Genomic DNA, 12,440 nt, shown 5'->3' with positions numbered 1-12,440 from the left:
GGTGCCGGGTCACTACGAGCGCTTCGGCGAGCGTCTGCCCCAGGACCTGTGGAACCAGCTGGCGGCGCTGAACGCGCGGCTGGAAGCGGCCTCGGCGCCCGCGCCGGCAAAGGTCGCGGTCAACGCCAGACGCCCGGCAGGGCGTCCTGACCCACAACGTCGTCATAGGCGGCGGGGCCCGGGGGCTCGCCCCCGCGGCTGAACTCGTCGCGCGTGGAGCGGCGGTCACGGTGGTCGACGCGGGCGGGCCGTCGGCCTCGGCCGGAGCGGCGGGCATGCTGGCGCCGGCGTTCGAGACGGTGCTCGATCCGGCTTCGGCGGGTCATGGCTTGCTGCTGAGGCGGGCGCGGGACCTGTGGCCGGAGTTCGCGGCGCGCAGCGGCATTTCAGTCCATCGCGAAGGGGCCGAGTGGCGCGGGCCGGACGCCGAGGGCGTGCTGGAGCGGCTGCTGGCGGCAGGGTTCGCGGCGGGGCGGACCGAGGCCGGGCTGTTCACGCCGGAGGACTGGCGGCTGGAGCCGAAGGCGGCGCTGAAGGCGCTGCGCAAGACGCGGGGCGTGGCCCTGGTCGAGGACCATGCGGAGCGGATCGAGGGCGACCGGATCACCCTAGCGTCGGGCGGCGCGATGAATGCGGGCGCGGTGGTGCTGGCCGGGGGCTGGCTGAGCGCGCCGGAAGGCGCGGGACCGCTGCCGCCGATCCGGCCGATCAAGGGGCAGGCGGTGCGGATCAAGGGGCCTTCCCCGAAACGGGTGCTGCGGGGCGCGGGCATCTATGTCGCGCCGACGAAGAAGGGCGCGGTGGTCGGGGCGACCATGCAGGAGGGCGCCGACGACCTAGAGGTCGATCCGGACGTGACGGCGACCCTGATGGCGCGGGCCCAGGCGATCTGGCCGGAGCTGGCCTCGGCGCGCGAGGCGGAGGCCTATGCGGGCGTGCGCGGTGCGAGCCCGGACGGGCTGCCCTATGCGGGCCGGGTGAGGGACGGGCTGTTCTGCGCGCTGGCGCCGCGGCGTAACGGCTGGCTGCTGGCGCCGATGGTCGCGCGGGTGGTGGCCGACGCCGTGGAGGGTCGCAGCCCGGATCCGATCTCGGCGGCGATGGACCCGGGCCGCGCCGCCCTCAATCCCCGAGGCTGAAGACCAGGGGGATGGACACGCGCGCGCCTTCGACCGGCGCGCCGTCGACGGTGCGGGGCCGCATGACGAAGTACTGGGTCAGCGACAGGCCCGCACGACCGAAGCCGTAGCCCTGCGGGCTCTCAGACGCGACCGAGCAGCCGCTGACCGCGCCCGAGGCCGTGACGGAGCAGCTGAGCGTCACCCGGCCGCTGACGCCGTCATTGGCGGCGCGCTGGGGGAAGGCCCTTTCGAGCTGGCGCGCCGTCGGCTGGCGGACCCACTCGGGATTTCGGATCACCGAGGGCGGGGTCGGTTCGGTCGCGGTCCCCCCCGCAGTCGGCTCGGGAAGCGGCTCCAGCGAGATGGCTCCGCCGATAGGCGCGGTCTCGGTGATGACGGTGTCCGGCGCCGGGAAAGGCGAGACATCGACCACAGGATCGGCCGGCGTCGGGGTGACGTGGGTCGCGATGGTCGGGCGTTGGGGCGCGGTCTCGGGCACAGGCTCGGGATCCGGCTCCGGCGGGTTCCAGAGCGTGACGGTGCTCGGCGGACGTTCCGGGATCGGGGGCGCCTCTGGCATCGCGAAGTTCTGGTTGTAGAGCCACACCGCGCCGGCGGCGTGGAGCAGGACCGAAATCCCGATCGCCCCATAGGCCCAGGCGGGCAGGGGCTTGTTGCGGTGAATGGGCAGGGGGTTCACCACCCCGCCCGCGTTCGCGACCGCCATCATCATGGCCGTTCCTCCGTTTCGCCCCCGGAGCCCGGTCCTAACGACGCCCATGGTGGCGCTTCCCTTGCGGCAGGATTGGGGCGTCGTTTCTTAGCGGCGCGTTAACCATGTTCGCCGAGCCTCCGCCCCATGCGGACGAACACCGTCAGCGGCGCGGGCCTGATCGAAGGGGCCATCCGTCAGGCGTCCGAGCGCGTCGGGGTGGACTTCGACTTCCTCATGCGCACCGCGCAGCGCGAGAGCGCCTTCAACCCGGCCGCTCGGGCGCGCACGTCCTCGGCCTCGGGCCTGTTCCAGTTCATCGAGTCGACCTGGCTGGCGACCCTGCACCGGCACGGGGCGGAGCATGGGTACGGCCGCTATGCGGCCCTGATCGAGCGGACGTCCGACGGGGGCTATCGGGTCAGGGACGGGGCGCGCCAGCAGGTGCTGGACCTCAGGTTCGACCCGGAGGCGGCGTCGTTGATGGCGGCGGAGCTGGCCAGCGATTCAGCGAACTATCTGCGGGGACGGATCGGGCGCGAGCCGACGGGCGGCGAGCTGTACGCCGCGCACTTCCTGGGGCCGGCCGGCGCGGCGCGCCTGATCCAGGCCTATGAGGCCAATCCAGGCGCCTCGGCGGCGGCGATCTTCCCGCAGCCGGCGGCGGCCAACCGGTCGATCTTCTACCGCGACGGGCGCTCGGCGACGGTGGCGGAGGTCTACGCCAACCTGACCCGGACGGGCGGCGGCGCCTCCGCCCTGACGGCGCCCGCCGAGCCGGACCGCCCGATGCTGGACGCGCGCCAGCTGATGATCGCCGAGGGCATGGACCGCCTCAGGCAGGATCGCGGCCTGCTCAACATGCTGCTGGGCGATCCGGCGAGCGGCGGCTCGGCATTCGAGACGCAGCTGCTGGCGGCGTTCGGGCCGGACAGGGAAGAGCGGACCTAGACTCCTTCTCCCCCGAGGGGAGAAGGGAGGTGTTGAGCTACTGCGCCGTCCAGCCGCCGTCGATGGAGAAGGCCGTGCCGTTGGCCGAGGCGCCGAGGTCGGAGACCAGGTAGAGGAACAGGCCCGCCAGTTCGTCGACGGTGACGAAGCGCTTGGTGGGCTGGGCCGAGAGCATGACTTCCTTGACCACGCGCTCGGGGCTGATGCCGCGGGTGCGGGCCTGGTCGGCGATCTGGTTCTTGACGATCGGTGTCATGACGTAGCCGGGGCAGATAGCGTTGCAGGTGATCCCGTGCTCGGCCAGCTCCAAGGCTACGGTCTTGGTCAGGCCGATGACCCCGTGCTTGGCGGCGACATAGGCTGACTTGAAGGGGCTGGCGACCAGGCCGTGGGCGGAGGCGACGTTGACGATGCGGCCGCGCCCTTGCGCCTTCATCACCGGCACGACGGCGCGGGTGGCGTAGAAGGCCGAGGACAGGTTGATGGCGATGATCTGGTCCCACTTGTCGGTGGGGAATTTCTCGATCGCCTCGACGTGCTGGACGCCGGCGTTGTTGACCAGGATGTCGACGCGGCCGAGCTCGTGACGGGCGAAGGCGACGAGGTCGGCGATCTCGTCGCCGCGGCTCATGTCGGCGCCGTGGTAGAGGACCTTGACCCCGCAGGAGGCCTCGAGCCCGGAGCGCTCGCGTTCGATCTCGGCGGGGTCGCCCAGCCCGTTCAGGACCACGCTGCAGCCGCGCGCCGCCAGCGCCCGGGCCAGGGCCTGACCGATGCCGGAGGTGGAGCCGGTGACGATCGCCGCCTGGCCGGTCAGGTCATAGGGATCCTTTGGCGAGGGCGATGAGCCGGCCTGATCGTCGGGCGACTTGCGCAGCCACTGCAGCATGGAATTCCACAATCGGTGAATAATGACCTTTGGCGGACCCTAGCCCTTCGTGGCGGCCTTCACCACCCCCAGCGTCACGTTCGGCTTCAGCCTTGCTGTGTCGGGGACCGGACCCCGGAAACGGTCCCGATTTGGCGCAGAAGGGCGGCGAGATGTTCGACTTCGGCAAGGATCTCCAGCGATGGGTCGCCAGTGGCGGCCGGGCGGGCGTGCGCGACGCGCGATTGCTCGAGCTGCTGGGCCCCGATCTACTCGCCCAGCAGGCGCATGCGGAAACGGGCGGAGCGGAACGGTCGAACCGGCCGGTCGAGGGGTGGCGGGATGTGTGCCGGCTGTGGCTGGAGCATGCGCGGCGCACCGGCTCGGCGGCGAGCTTGGACGCGGCGGAGCGGGCCTCGGAGCGCTGCCTCGCCCTGGCCGAGGACGGCTCGGGACGGGCGACGGGCCTCCTAGCCCGGGCGCGGGTCGCCATGACCCGGCATGAGCTGTTCGCCGGTCCCGACACCCTGGTCTGCGCCGAACTGGCGGTCGACGGAGCGGGCGCCGAGCGGAGCGCTCCCGAGATGCTGGCGCAAATCGCGGGAATCCATGCTCGGTTGGCGGCGCGACGCGCCCAGGCGTCGGGGACGGGCGAGGCGATCCGCTCGGCCGCCGCCCTGCTCGATTCGGCCCTGCACGATCTGGAGGTCCAAGCGGGCCAGCGCCGCCCGCGCGACCCCTGGATCACCGTCGACCTGACCGAGACGCGGCTAGAAAGGGCGGCCCTGGGCGCGCTGGCGGGCGTGCGCCATCGCGATCCGCGCCTGCTGGACCAGGCGGGGCGGGACCTGAGGCTGCTGGCCGAGCGCACCGACGGGGATTTCGCTCCGCTCACCCGGGCGAGGGCGCTGGCGGCCTGTGGGGCGGGCCTGGCGGTCCTGGGCGAGATGGCCGAGCGCGCCGACGCGGTCCGTCAGGCGGTCGAACTGCTGGACGCGGCGGCCGACCTTTTCCCCGCTGACCACAGTCCCCTGGATCACGCTGCGATCCTGGCGGCTCGAGGCTCGGCCCAGCTTCGGCTGTCGAGGATGAGCGAGGACGAAGCCGTCGCCGAGGCTGCGGCCGAAGCCATCGACCAGGCCTGGCGTCTCACCACGGGCCGGCGGCTGAAGCTTGGCGCCGAAATCGCCGCCCTGAACACCCGTGCGCGGATCGACCGCGCCGAGCATGAGGGCGACCTGATCGCGCTTTCGACGCTGGAGGCGCGGGCCCGTGCCCGGCTGGCCGAAGGCGGGGCGGAGCATGACCCCCTGGGTTGGGCGGTGGATCAACTGGCCCTGGCCGAGGTCTATGAGGCGCTGGAGCGGCTGGGGGCCTCGCCCTCGCGGGCCTTCCACGCGGCGACCGCGCGCGCCGGCGCTGCCGAGGTGTTCGAGGAAGAGGGGATGGCGGGCCTGGCCCGCGCCTAGTCCGAATTCGCCGCCGCGGGGCCGGGGAAGGGGACGACCTCGCCGGAAGGCCGCGGGGCGGCCTCGACGACCGGCAGCCGGACGGTGAAGACCGAGCCTTCGCCAAGCGTGCTTTCGACCCCCATGCGGCCGCCGTGGAGCTCGGCCATGGCCCGGACGAGGGACAGTCCGAGACCGGTGCCCATGGCGCGCTTCTCATTGTCGCCGACCTGCTCGTAGGGGCGGCCGAGGCGCTCCAGGTCCGCCGGCGATACGCCCACGCCTGTGTCCGCGACGCTGAACTCCAGGACACCGCCGCGGGCTTCGAGGGTGAGGGTGACCGAGCCCTTGCGCGGCGTGAACTTCACCGCGTTGGAGAGCAGGTTGAGGATCATCTGCTTGAGGGCGCGCTTGTCGGCCTCGACCATGACCGGATCGGCAGGCAGGGCCGCGCGCAGGTCGATGTCCTTGTCGTAGGCCTGGAGCCGCATCAGGCGCAGGGCGGCCGACGCCGGCTCGCGGGCGTCGAAACGCTCGCGCGACAGCTCGAAGCGCTCGGCCTCGATCTTGGACATGTCGAGCACGTCGTTGATCAGGTCGAGCAGGTGGCCGCCGGCCTCGTGGATCAGCGTGGCGTATTCGAGGTAGCGCTCGGGTAGGGGACCGAACATGCGCTGGCGCATGATGTCCGAGAAGCCGAGGACCGCGTTGAGCGGCGTGCGCAGCTCGTGGCTCATGTTCGCCAGGAAGCGCGACTTGCCCTGGTGCAGGGCCTCGGCCTCGGCGCGGGCGGCCTCCAGCGCGGCCTCGCGCGCCTGCTGGGCGGTGACGTCGGCGAGCACGGCGAGCAGGCGGCCGTCGGGCGTCGGGCGGACCGTTGCCCGCACCTGACGGTCGATGGCGCGTCGTGGTGCGAAGCGAGCTTCGGCCTCGGCGCCCTCCTGCCCGAGCTTGAGCGCTTGCATGAGCAGCGGGCGGTCCGGGGCGTGAGCGGAGCCGACCAGGCCCTCTTCGGTGAGGTCGGCGACCTCGAGTCCCTGAGGCGGCCGCCCGAAGGCGGCCAGGACGCGGCCCTCGGCGTCGAGCACGAGGCTGAGGAAAGGCTGGGCCGCCAGGATGCGCTCCAGGCGGTGACGGGCCTCGGCCTCCTCGGCGCCGTGGCGCTCCGCGGCGCCCCGGCTGCGCAGCAGGGCCACGGCCGCAAGCCCGGTCAGGATCACCGCCGACAGGAAGGCCAGATAGGGCAGCGGCGGAATCGGCCAACTGACGGCGGCGGCCAGACCCACGGCGGCGGCCGCCAGGCTGCCGGTGGCGCCCAGGGCGCGCTCGCGGTCCCGACCGAAGGTCAGGCCCGCGACCAGGGGCGCCAGCACCCAGATTCCGAAGGGGCCGGTGAGACCGCCGGACAGCATCAGACAGACGAGCACGCCTGCGGCCCAGGCGGCGCCGAGCGCCAGGCGCGTGCGTGGCCCCTGGGCAAACCACAGCCCCTGGCCGACCAGACCGGGCAGGCCGGCCGCGCCGAGGGCGAAGGCCACGGACGCCCCGCCCGCCAGCCCGCCGCCCAGGACCCCGGCGAGGAGCAGGGCGCAGGCCAGGCTCCAGCCCAGATGCCACAGCGCGGCCGGCCGGTCTGATCCGGATCCGGAAGGCGCTTCGGCGGCAGGTGACGAAGGGATCAAAGCGGGCGTCGTCTGTCAGGTCTCGGGGCGCGGCCGGGGCGAACGTCCACAGGTTAACGAAGGGGTTGAGTCGGGGCGATAGCGAGACCGGTCAAGCCGGGGCGCGCAGGAGGCGAGTGCCGCCCGGTTGGTCACCTTGGCCCTAAAGCAAATGGTAAGCGCGCGCCCTCACTGTGGACGATCGTCCCAGGAGCCGCGATGAGTCCGCGCCCGAAACCGAGTTCCGCGTTCCCCGCCGCCGAGCTGGCCCCGGCGTCGCTGGAGGTTGCGGACGAGGCGGCGCGGCGATCCTTCCTGCGGATGATGAGCCACGAGCTGCGTACGCCGCTTAACTCGATCATCGGCTTTTCAGACATACTGAGCAGCGAGCTGTACGGGCCGCTGGGGGCGCCGCAGTACAAGGACTATGCGGACATCATCCACCTGAGCGGCCAGAGGCTGCTGAGACTGGTCAACCAGGCGCTGGAGATCATTCGGCTGGAGGCGGGCGCAGCCGATCTGGACATCCATGCCGTGCCGGTCGACGCCGCGGTCGACGACGCGGCCCAGCTGCTGGCCGAGGAGGCGGAGGCGCGTGGCGTCTCCATCGCCTTCGATCCGCCAGTTCCCGCGCCGCTGGCGCTCGCTGACGCGCGGGGCCTGCGAACGGCGATCGGAAACCTGCTGCAGAACGCCTTGACCCACTCGCCCGACGGCGGCGTGATCCACGTCTCTCTGACGACTGAGGGGCCACTGGTGGTCGTCACCATAGCGGACGAGGGAGACGGACTGGATCCGGCGGACATCCCCCGCCTGATGCGCGCCTTCGAGCAGGGCGAGAACGCTTTGGTGCGGCGCAAGGAGGGGGCGGGCCTGGGCTGGCCCCTGGTGCGGCTGCTAATCAAGGCCATGGGCGGCGATTTCCGTGTGGAGGCGGCGTCGGGCGAGGGCCTGACCGCCAGGATCACGCTGCGTCGCGCCGGCTAATCTCGTTGCGCCGGGGCCGCGCGGGCCTATGTTCCGGGCTCCAGTCGCAGGAACCCCGCCATGACCCAGGCCTATGACGCCGCCCGACACAGGAAGTCCGGGCGAGGACGCATCTATGACAGCATCCTCGACACCATCGGCGATACGCCGCTGGTGCGCCTGCCGCGCCTGTCGGCGGAGCTGAAGCCCAAGGCCGAGGTGCTGGCCAAGCTGGAGTTCTTCAACCCGATGGCCTCGGTGAAGGACCGCATCGGGGTGGCCATGATCGAGGCCTTGGAGGCGTCGGGCGAGCTGAAGCCCGGCGGGGTTCTGATCGAGCCGACCAGCGGCAACACCGGCATCGCCCTGGCCTTCGTGGCGGCGGCCAAGGGCTATCGGCTGATCCTCGTCATGCCTGAGAGCATGTCGATGGAGCGGCGCAAGATGCTGCAGCTGCTGGGCGCCGAGCTGGAGCTGACGCCGGCCGAGAAGGGCATGAAGGGCGCCATCGCCCGGTCGATGGAGCTGATGGACTCCACGCCCGGCGCGGTGATGCCGAGCCAGTTCGACAACGACGCCAATCCGCAGATCCACCGCGTCTCGACCGCCGAGGAGATCTGGGCGGACACGGACGGCAAGGTGGATGTCGTCATCGCCGGCGTCGGCACGGGCGGGACAATGACGGGCGTCGGGCAGGTGCTGAAAGAGCGCAAGCCCTCGGTGCGGATGATCGCGGTGGAGCCCGAGGCCTCGCCGATCCTGTCCGGCGGCGAGCCGGGGCCGCACAAGATCCAGGGCATCGGCGCGGGCTTCGTGCCGAGCAACCTCGATCGCGCCGTCATGGACGGGGTGGAGCGGGTCTCCAACGAGGACGCCTTCGACATGGCCCGCCGCGCGGCGCGCACCGAGGGCCTGCCCGTCGGCATCAGTTCGGGCGCCGCGCTGGTCGCCGCCTTCCGCCAGGCCGCGCTGGACGAGAATGCGGGCAAGACGATCGTGGTGGTCATCCCGAGCTTCGCCGAGCGGTATCTGTCGACGGCGCTGTTCGAGGGCCTGTAGTTGAACGAGCGCTCAAGTTTTGCTTGACGCTGTTCGTTGAATGAGCGTTCAATCCGCGCGAGCGGAGGGAACGCCATGGCGGACATGGATGCGGCGACGGCCAAGATGGTCGCCAATCTCGAGAGCAACACGGGCCGGTCATTTGCGGACTGGCTGACGCTGGCGCGGGGATCGGGCCAGGCCAAGCATGGGCAACTCGTGGCCTGGTTGAAAAGCGAGCAGGGGCTGACGCACGGCTACGCCAATCTGGTGGCGCACAAGGCGCTGGCGTCTGACGCCGGCTCCATGGCGGGCGACGACCTGATGGCCTCCATGTTCGAGGGGCCCAAGGCGGCGATGAAGCCGGCCTATGACCGGGTCGCGGGCGTCGTCGGGGGCCTGGACGGCGTCGAGTTCGCGCCCAAGAAGGGCTATGTCAGCTTTCGCCGCTCCAAGCAGTTCGGCCTGGCCCAGCCGTCGACCAAGGATCGGCTGGATCTGGGGCTGAACCTGAAGGGTGTCGAGCCGACCGGGCGGCTGGAGGCGGCGGGTTCGTGGAACGCCATGGTCACCCACCGGGTCCGCATCGGCTCGACCGAGGAGGTCGACGCCGAGGTCGAGGGCTGGATCCGCCAGGCCTGGGAGCGGGCATGAGCCCCAAGGAAAAGCAGGACGTCCGCACGCGCGTGGTTCTGGCCGCGATGGAGCTGTTCTTCGCCAAGGGCTACAACTCGACCTCAATCGCCGACATCCTGAGCCGGACCCAGCTGAACGCCGGCAGCCTGTACCATGTGTTTCCGGGCAAGCAGGATGTGCTGATCGCGGTGCTGGAATGGTACCGCGACGGCATCGAGGAGAACCTGCTGAGACCCGCCTGGGAGGGGGTGGAGGATCCGATCGAGAGGATCTTCGCCCTGCTCGACCGCTATCACTGGATGATCGTCGAGACGGACAACACCTTCGGCTGCCCGATCGGGTCGCTGGCGCTGGAGCTGCACGAGGCCGATCCGGTGGTGCGGGAGCTGCTGGCCGTCAACTTCACCAACTGGTCGCGGGCGATCGAGCGGTGCCTGGACGAGGCGGCGGACCGCCTGCCGGCGGGCCTGGACCGGCGGGCGCTGGCGGAGTTCGTGCTCACGACCATGGAGGGCGGGGTCATGCAGGCGCGGACCTATCGCGACGTGGCCTATTTCGACCGCAACGTCGCGATCCTGCGGGATCACTTCGACATGCTGCTGGCCCGGGCGGCGCGGCCGCAGGGGGAGTTCGCCAGATGACGTTCAGGGCTGTGATTGGCGCCGTGCTGGGCGCCTTCGTGCTGGCCTTCGGGCCGATGGCCGCGGCCCAGCCGGCAGAGCTGCCGCCGCCGGGCGCGGGCCGGGCGGCCTATGCGCCGTTCGAGCACCTGATCGGCCGCACCTGGCGCGGCGTCGGCACGGGCGAACAGGCGGTCGAGGACATCCAGCGCTGGGACTGGGCCGTCGGCGGCCACGCGGTGCGGGTCACCCACTCGGTCAACGGCGGCGTCTATGGCGGCGAGACCCTGATCTTCCGGGACCGCGACAGCGGGGCCTATGTCTTCCACTACTTCACCAGCGGCGGCTTCCACACCACGGGTGTGATGCGGCCGACGGGGCCGGGCGCCTTCGAGGTCGAGGAGGAGGTCCACGGCATCGAGGGCTTCGGGCGGCTGCGCTCGACCCTGACGCTGGGCGAGGACGGGGTGCATCGCTCGCGCACCTTCCAGGAGCGGGACGGCGCCTGGGTGGAAATGGGCGGCTTCGACTATCGCGAGGACCCGGACGCCGTCCTCACGCAGCCCCACGCGCCCGAACCCTAGAGCCGCACACCCGCGGTTAACCGTCGCCAGCGCACGCTGGCGGGCCATGACCCTGCCGGTGCAAGCCCAGGCTGTGACCGACACCGATCCGGCCGACGCGCCGGAAGCGGGCTCGCGCGCGCGCCGCACGCTGCTCAAACGGCTGGCGGACGTCGTCAGCCTGCCGGCCAGCCGGGTGAACGCTTTCGAGCGGGCCGTGACCGGCGATCTGCTGGTGGAGATGCTGCGGCTGGCCGATCCGGCCGAGCGGCTGAGGGTGGCGCACCGGCTGGCGCCCCTGGCCGAGATTCCCGACAGCCTGGTGCGCCTGTTGCTGCGCGACGATTCCGGGGCGGCGCAGGTGTTGCTGGAGGAATGCGCCTCCCTGACCGATTCCGACCTGATCGCCTGCGCGCATGAGGCGGGGCCGGAGCAGCGCTTCGTCATGGCCGGGCGCCGCGGCCTGTCGCCGGCGGTGTGCGACGCGCTCGTGGCGCCGATGGAGCCGGCGGTGGTCGAACGCCTGCTGCGGAATCCGGCCGCGCACCTCTCGCAGATCGCCATCGAGGAGATGGTCGCCGCCAGCCGCGAGACGCCGCGCTTCATCGAGCACCTGCTCAAGCGGCCGGAGCTGCGGCCGTCGAGCGCGTATGTGATGTTCTGGTGGTGCGGGCCCGAGGACCGGCGCACCATCCTGTCGCGCTTCGCCGTGTCGCGCGAGGTGATGCAGGAGATCGTCGACGACGTCTTCGCCATGGCCGCCGAGGAGGGCTGGCAGGACCCGCTGGCGCGCAAGGCGCTCCAATTCATCGAGCGCCGCCAGCGGAACCGCGCCGCCGTCGAAAAGAGCCCCTACGACAGCCTGGACGACGCGGTGGCCGCGGCCGAGACGGGCCTGACGCGCGAGATCGTCTCGGAGATCGCCTATCTGGCCGGGCTGAAGCCGACCACGGGCGCCAAGATCCTGTCCGACCCGGGCGGGGAGCCGGTGGCGGTGCTGTGCAAGGCGACGGGCCTGCCGCGCGATTGCGTGCGCCAGCTGTGGCGCGCGGTGCGCCGGCCCGAGACGACCGAGACGGGCGAGACCCATCCGGACCTGGAGCGGGTGCTGATCACCTATGACATGATCGCGGTCGACCGGGCCCAGACGGTCACCCGTTACTGGAACTGGTCGCTGTCCTCGGCCCTGACGCCGAACCTGATGCGCGCCATCCGCGACGGCGATGATGAGGCACTGGACGAATACTCGGTTCCGCAAAGAGCCGCGATGCTGGCCCTGGCGCAGGATTTCGGCCGCTAGCTGAGCTTTCCCTCTGGTTACCTTCACCGGGCTGTATTGTCGGTCCGGTTGAAAGTCTCTATGCAGACGCCAAGGACAAGACTCACTGTCCGCGCGGGATAACAAGCCAAGGGATCGGGAACAGATGGACGACAAGTCCGAAATCATCGAGATGACGACCCACATCGTGTCGGCCTATCTCGGCAACAACCGCATCCATGCGGCCGAGGTGCCGTCGCTGATCCAGATCGTGCACCGGGCCCGGGCGTCGGTCGCCACGGGCGAGGACACCACGCCCCAGGCCCCGCAGGAGCCGGCCGTCTCGGTCCGCAAGTCGATCACGCCGGACTTCCTGATCTGCCTGGAGGACGGGCGCAAATTCAAGTCGCTGAAGCGCCACCTGCGCACCAAGTACGACATGAGCCCGGAAGAGTACCGGGCCAAGTGGGGCCTACCGAAGGACTATCCGATGGTCGCGCCGAACTACGCCAAGGCGCGCTCGGATCTGGCCAAGCAGATGGGCCTGGGCCAGGGCGGCCGGAAGCCGGCCCGCCGCGGCCGCTAGGCCGCAGGGTTC

14 protein-coding genes are annotated in these 12,440 nt (G+C 71.3%); 11 read left to right on the top strand and 3 right to left on the bottom strand.

Annotated elements, in window-relative coordinates; all coding sequences use genetic code 11:
• Both Q0M60_RS03130 and Q0M60_RS03125 read left to right on the top strand, forming a co-directional pair.
• Nucleotides 1–202: hypothetical protein (locus Q0M60_RS03130; protein WP_296815807.1), on the top strand; the 202-nt coding region annotated here is incomplete at its 5' end.
• Nucleotides 147–1,139 (top strand): FAD-dependent oxidoreductase, encoded by a 993-nt coding sequence (locus Q0M60_RS03125; RefSeq protein ID WP_366855483.1) that lies wholly within the window; start codon nucleotides 147–149, stop codon nucleotides 1,137–1,139. The genes Q0M60_RS03130 and Q0M60_RS03125, both read left to right, overlap by 56 nt.
• On the opposite strand, the gene Q0M60_RS03120 is transcribed toward Q0M60_RS03125, so the two are convergent.
• A complete protein-coding gene (locus Q0M60_RS03120; RefSeq protein ID WP_296815804.1) occupies nucleotides 1,123–1,854 on the bottom strand; it encodes an energy transducer TonB in 732 nt (243 codons plus the stop codon). The genes Q0M60_RS03125 and Q0M60_RS03120 overlap by 17 nt on opposite strands.
• A gap of 126 nt (nucleotides 1,855–1,980) precedes the next feature.
• Here Q0M60_RS03120 and Q0M60_RS03115 point away from each other — a divergent pair, with 126 nt between their 5' ends.
• Nucleotides 1,981–2,784, top strand: a complete 804-nt coding sequence (locus tag Q0M60_RS03115) for a transglycosylase SLT domain-containing protein (protein WP_296815801.1) — start codon at nucleotides 1,981–1,983, stop codon at nucleotides 2,782–2,784.
• A 37-nt stretch (nucleotides 2,785–2,821) separates the two neighbouring features.
• Here Q0M60_RS03115 and Q0M60_RS03110 read toward each other — a convergent pair whose 3' ends face one another.
• Nucleotides 2,822–3,673 (bottom strand): 3-hydroxybutyrate dehydrogenase, encoded by an 852-nt coding sequence (locus tag Q0M60_RS03110; protein ID WP_296815798.1) that lies wholly within the window; start codon nucleotides 3,671–3,673, stop codon nucleotides 2,822–2,824.
• Nucleotides 3,674–3,825: 152 nt separating this feature from the next.
• Here Q0M60_RS03110 and Q0M60_RS03105 point away from each other — a divergent pair, with 152 nt between their 5' ends.
• Nucleotides 3,826–5,121, top strand: a complete 1,296-nt coding sequence (locus Q0M60_RS03105) for a hypothetical protein (protein ID WP_296815796.1) — start codon at nucleotides 3,826–3,828, stop codon at nucleotides 5,119–5,121.
• Here Q0M60_RS03105 and Q0M60_RS03100 read toward each other — a convergent pair.
• Nucleotides 5,118–6,782, bottom strand: coding sequence for a HAMP domain-containing sensor histidine kinase (locus Q0M60_RS03100; protein ID WP_296815793.1), 1,665 nt, complete (start codon nucleotides 6,780–6,782; stop codon nucleotides 5,118–5,120). The genes Q0M60_RS03105 and Q0M60_RS03100 overlap by 4 nt on opposite strands.
• 198 nt (nucleotides 6,783–6,980) lie before the next feature.
• On the opposite strand from Q0M60_RS03100, the gene Q0M60_RS03095 reads away from it, so the two are divergent.
• The 7 genes from Q0M60_RS03095 (at nucleotide 6,981) to Q0M60_RS03065 (ending at nucleotide 12,428) form a co-directional block, all read left to right on the top strand.
• The gene (locus Q0M60_RS03095) at nucleotides 6,981–7,748 is read left to right on the top strand and encodes a HAMP domain-containing sensor histidine kinase (protein WP_296815790.1); all 768 of its coding nucleotides are present in this window, start codon (nucleotides 6,981–6,983) and stop codon (nucleotides 7,746–7,748) included.
• 60 nt (nucleotides 7,749–7,808) lie between these two features.
• Nucleotides 7,809–8,786 (top strand): cysteine synthase A, encoded by a 978-nt coding sequence (gene cysK, locus Q0M60_RS03090; RefSeq protein ID WP_296815788.1) that lies wholly within the window; start codon nucleotides 7,809–7,811, stop codon nucleotides 8,784–8,786.
• Between the two features lie 75 nt (nucleotides 8,787–8,861).
• Nucleotides 8,862–9,419, top strand: a complete 558-nt coding sequence (locus tag Q0M60_RS03085; RefSeq protein ID WP_296815785.1) for a DUF5655 domain-containing protein — start codon at nucleotides 8,862–8,864, stop codon at nucleotides 9,417–9,419.
• Nucleotides 9,416–10,042, top strand: coding sequence for a TetR/AcrR family transcriptional regulator (locus Q0M60_RS03080; RefSeq protein WP_296815782.1), 627 nt, complete (start codon nucleotides 9,416–9,418; stop codon nucleotides 10,040–10,042). The genes Q0M60_RS03085 and Q0M60_RS03080 overlap by 4 nt, the downstream gene beginning before the upstream one ends.
• Nucleotides 10,039–10,605 (top strand): hypothetical protein, encoded by a 567-nt coding sequence (locus Q0M60_RS03075; protein WP_296815780.1) that lies wholly within the window; start codon nucleotides 10,039–10,041, stop codon nucleotides 10,603–10,605. Before Q0M60_RS03080 ends, Q0M60_RS03075 begins: the two co-directional genes overlap by 4 nt.
• Before the next feature lie 46 nt (nucleotides 10,606–10,651).
• A complete protein-coding gene (locus Q0M60_RS03070) occupies nucleotides 10,652–11,884 on the top strand; it encodes a DUF2336 domain-containing protein (RefSeq protein ID WP_296815777.1) in 1,233 nt (410 codons plus the stop codon).
• Nucleotides 11,885–12,008: 124 nt separating this feature from the next.
• Nucleotides 12,009–12,428: a MucR family transcriptional regulator gene (locus tag Q0M60_RS03065; RefSeq protein ID WP_296815774.1), complete on the top strand. Its 420-nt coding sequence runs from the start codon at nucleotides 12,009–12,011 to the stop codon at nucleotides 12,426–12,428.
• Nucleotides 12,429–12,440 lie beyond the last annotated feature (12 nt).

The organism is Brevundimonas sp. (assembly GCF_024711105.1).
Taxonomy (GTDB): domain Bacteria; phylum Pseudomonadota; class Alphaproteobacteria; order Caulobacterales; family Caulobacteraceae; genus Brevundimonas.
The sequence above is the reverse complement of the archived record's forward strand: the minus strand, read 5'-3'. Positions and strand labels throughout refer to the sequence as shown.

Excerpts from the sequence above, each read along its gene's own strand:
- Q0M60_RS03065 (WP_296815774.1), top strand. The coding sequence starts at position 12,009 with ATGGACGACAAGTCCGAAATCATCGAGATGACGACCCACATCGTGTCG.
- Q0M60_RS03085 (WP_296815785.1), top strand. The coding sequence starts at position 8,862 with ATGGCGGACATGGATGCGGCGACGGCCAAGATGGTCGCCAATCTCGAG.
- cysK (WP_296815788.1), top strand. The coding sequence starts at position 7,809 with ATGACCCAGGCCTATGACGCCGCCCGACACAGGAAGTCCGGGCGAGGA.
- Q0M60_RS03105 (WP_296815796.1), top strand. The coding sequence starts at position 3,826 with ATGTTCGACTTCGGCAAGGATCTCCAGCGATGGGTCGCCAGTGGCGGC.
- Q0M60_RS03110 (WP_296815798.1), bottom strand. The coding sequence starts at position 3,673 with ATGCTGCAGTGGCTGCGCAAGTCGCCCGACGATCAGGCCGGCTCATCG.
- Q0M60_RS03115 (WP_296815801.1), top strand. The coding sequence starts at position 1,981 with ATGCGGACGAACACCGTCAGCGGCGCGGGCCTGATCGAAGGGGCCATC.
- Q0M60_RS03095 (WP_296815790.1), top strand. The coding sequence starts at position 6,981 with ATGAGTCCGCGCCCGAAACCGAGTTCCGCGTTCCCCGCCGCCGAGCTG.
- Q0M60_RS03120 (WP_296815804.1), bottom strand. The coding sequence starts at position 1,854 with ATGATGATGGCGGTCGCGAACGCGGGCGGGGTGGTGAACCCCCTGCCC.
- Q0M60_RS03080 (WP_296815782.1), top strand. The coding sequence starts at position 9,416 with ATGAGCCCCAAGGAAAAGCAGGACGTCCGCACGCGCGTGGTTCTGGCC.
- Q0M60_RS03070 (WP_296815777.1), top strand. The coding sequence starts at position 10,652 with ATGACCCTGCCGGTGCAAGCCCAGGCTGTGACCGACACCGATCCGGCC.
- Q0M60_RS03075 (WP_296815780.1), top strand. The coding sequence starts at position 10,039 with ATGACGTTCAGGGCTGTGATTGGCGCCGTGCTGGGCGCCTTCGTGCTG.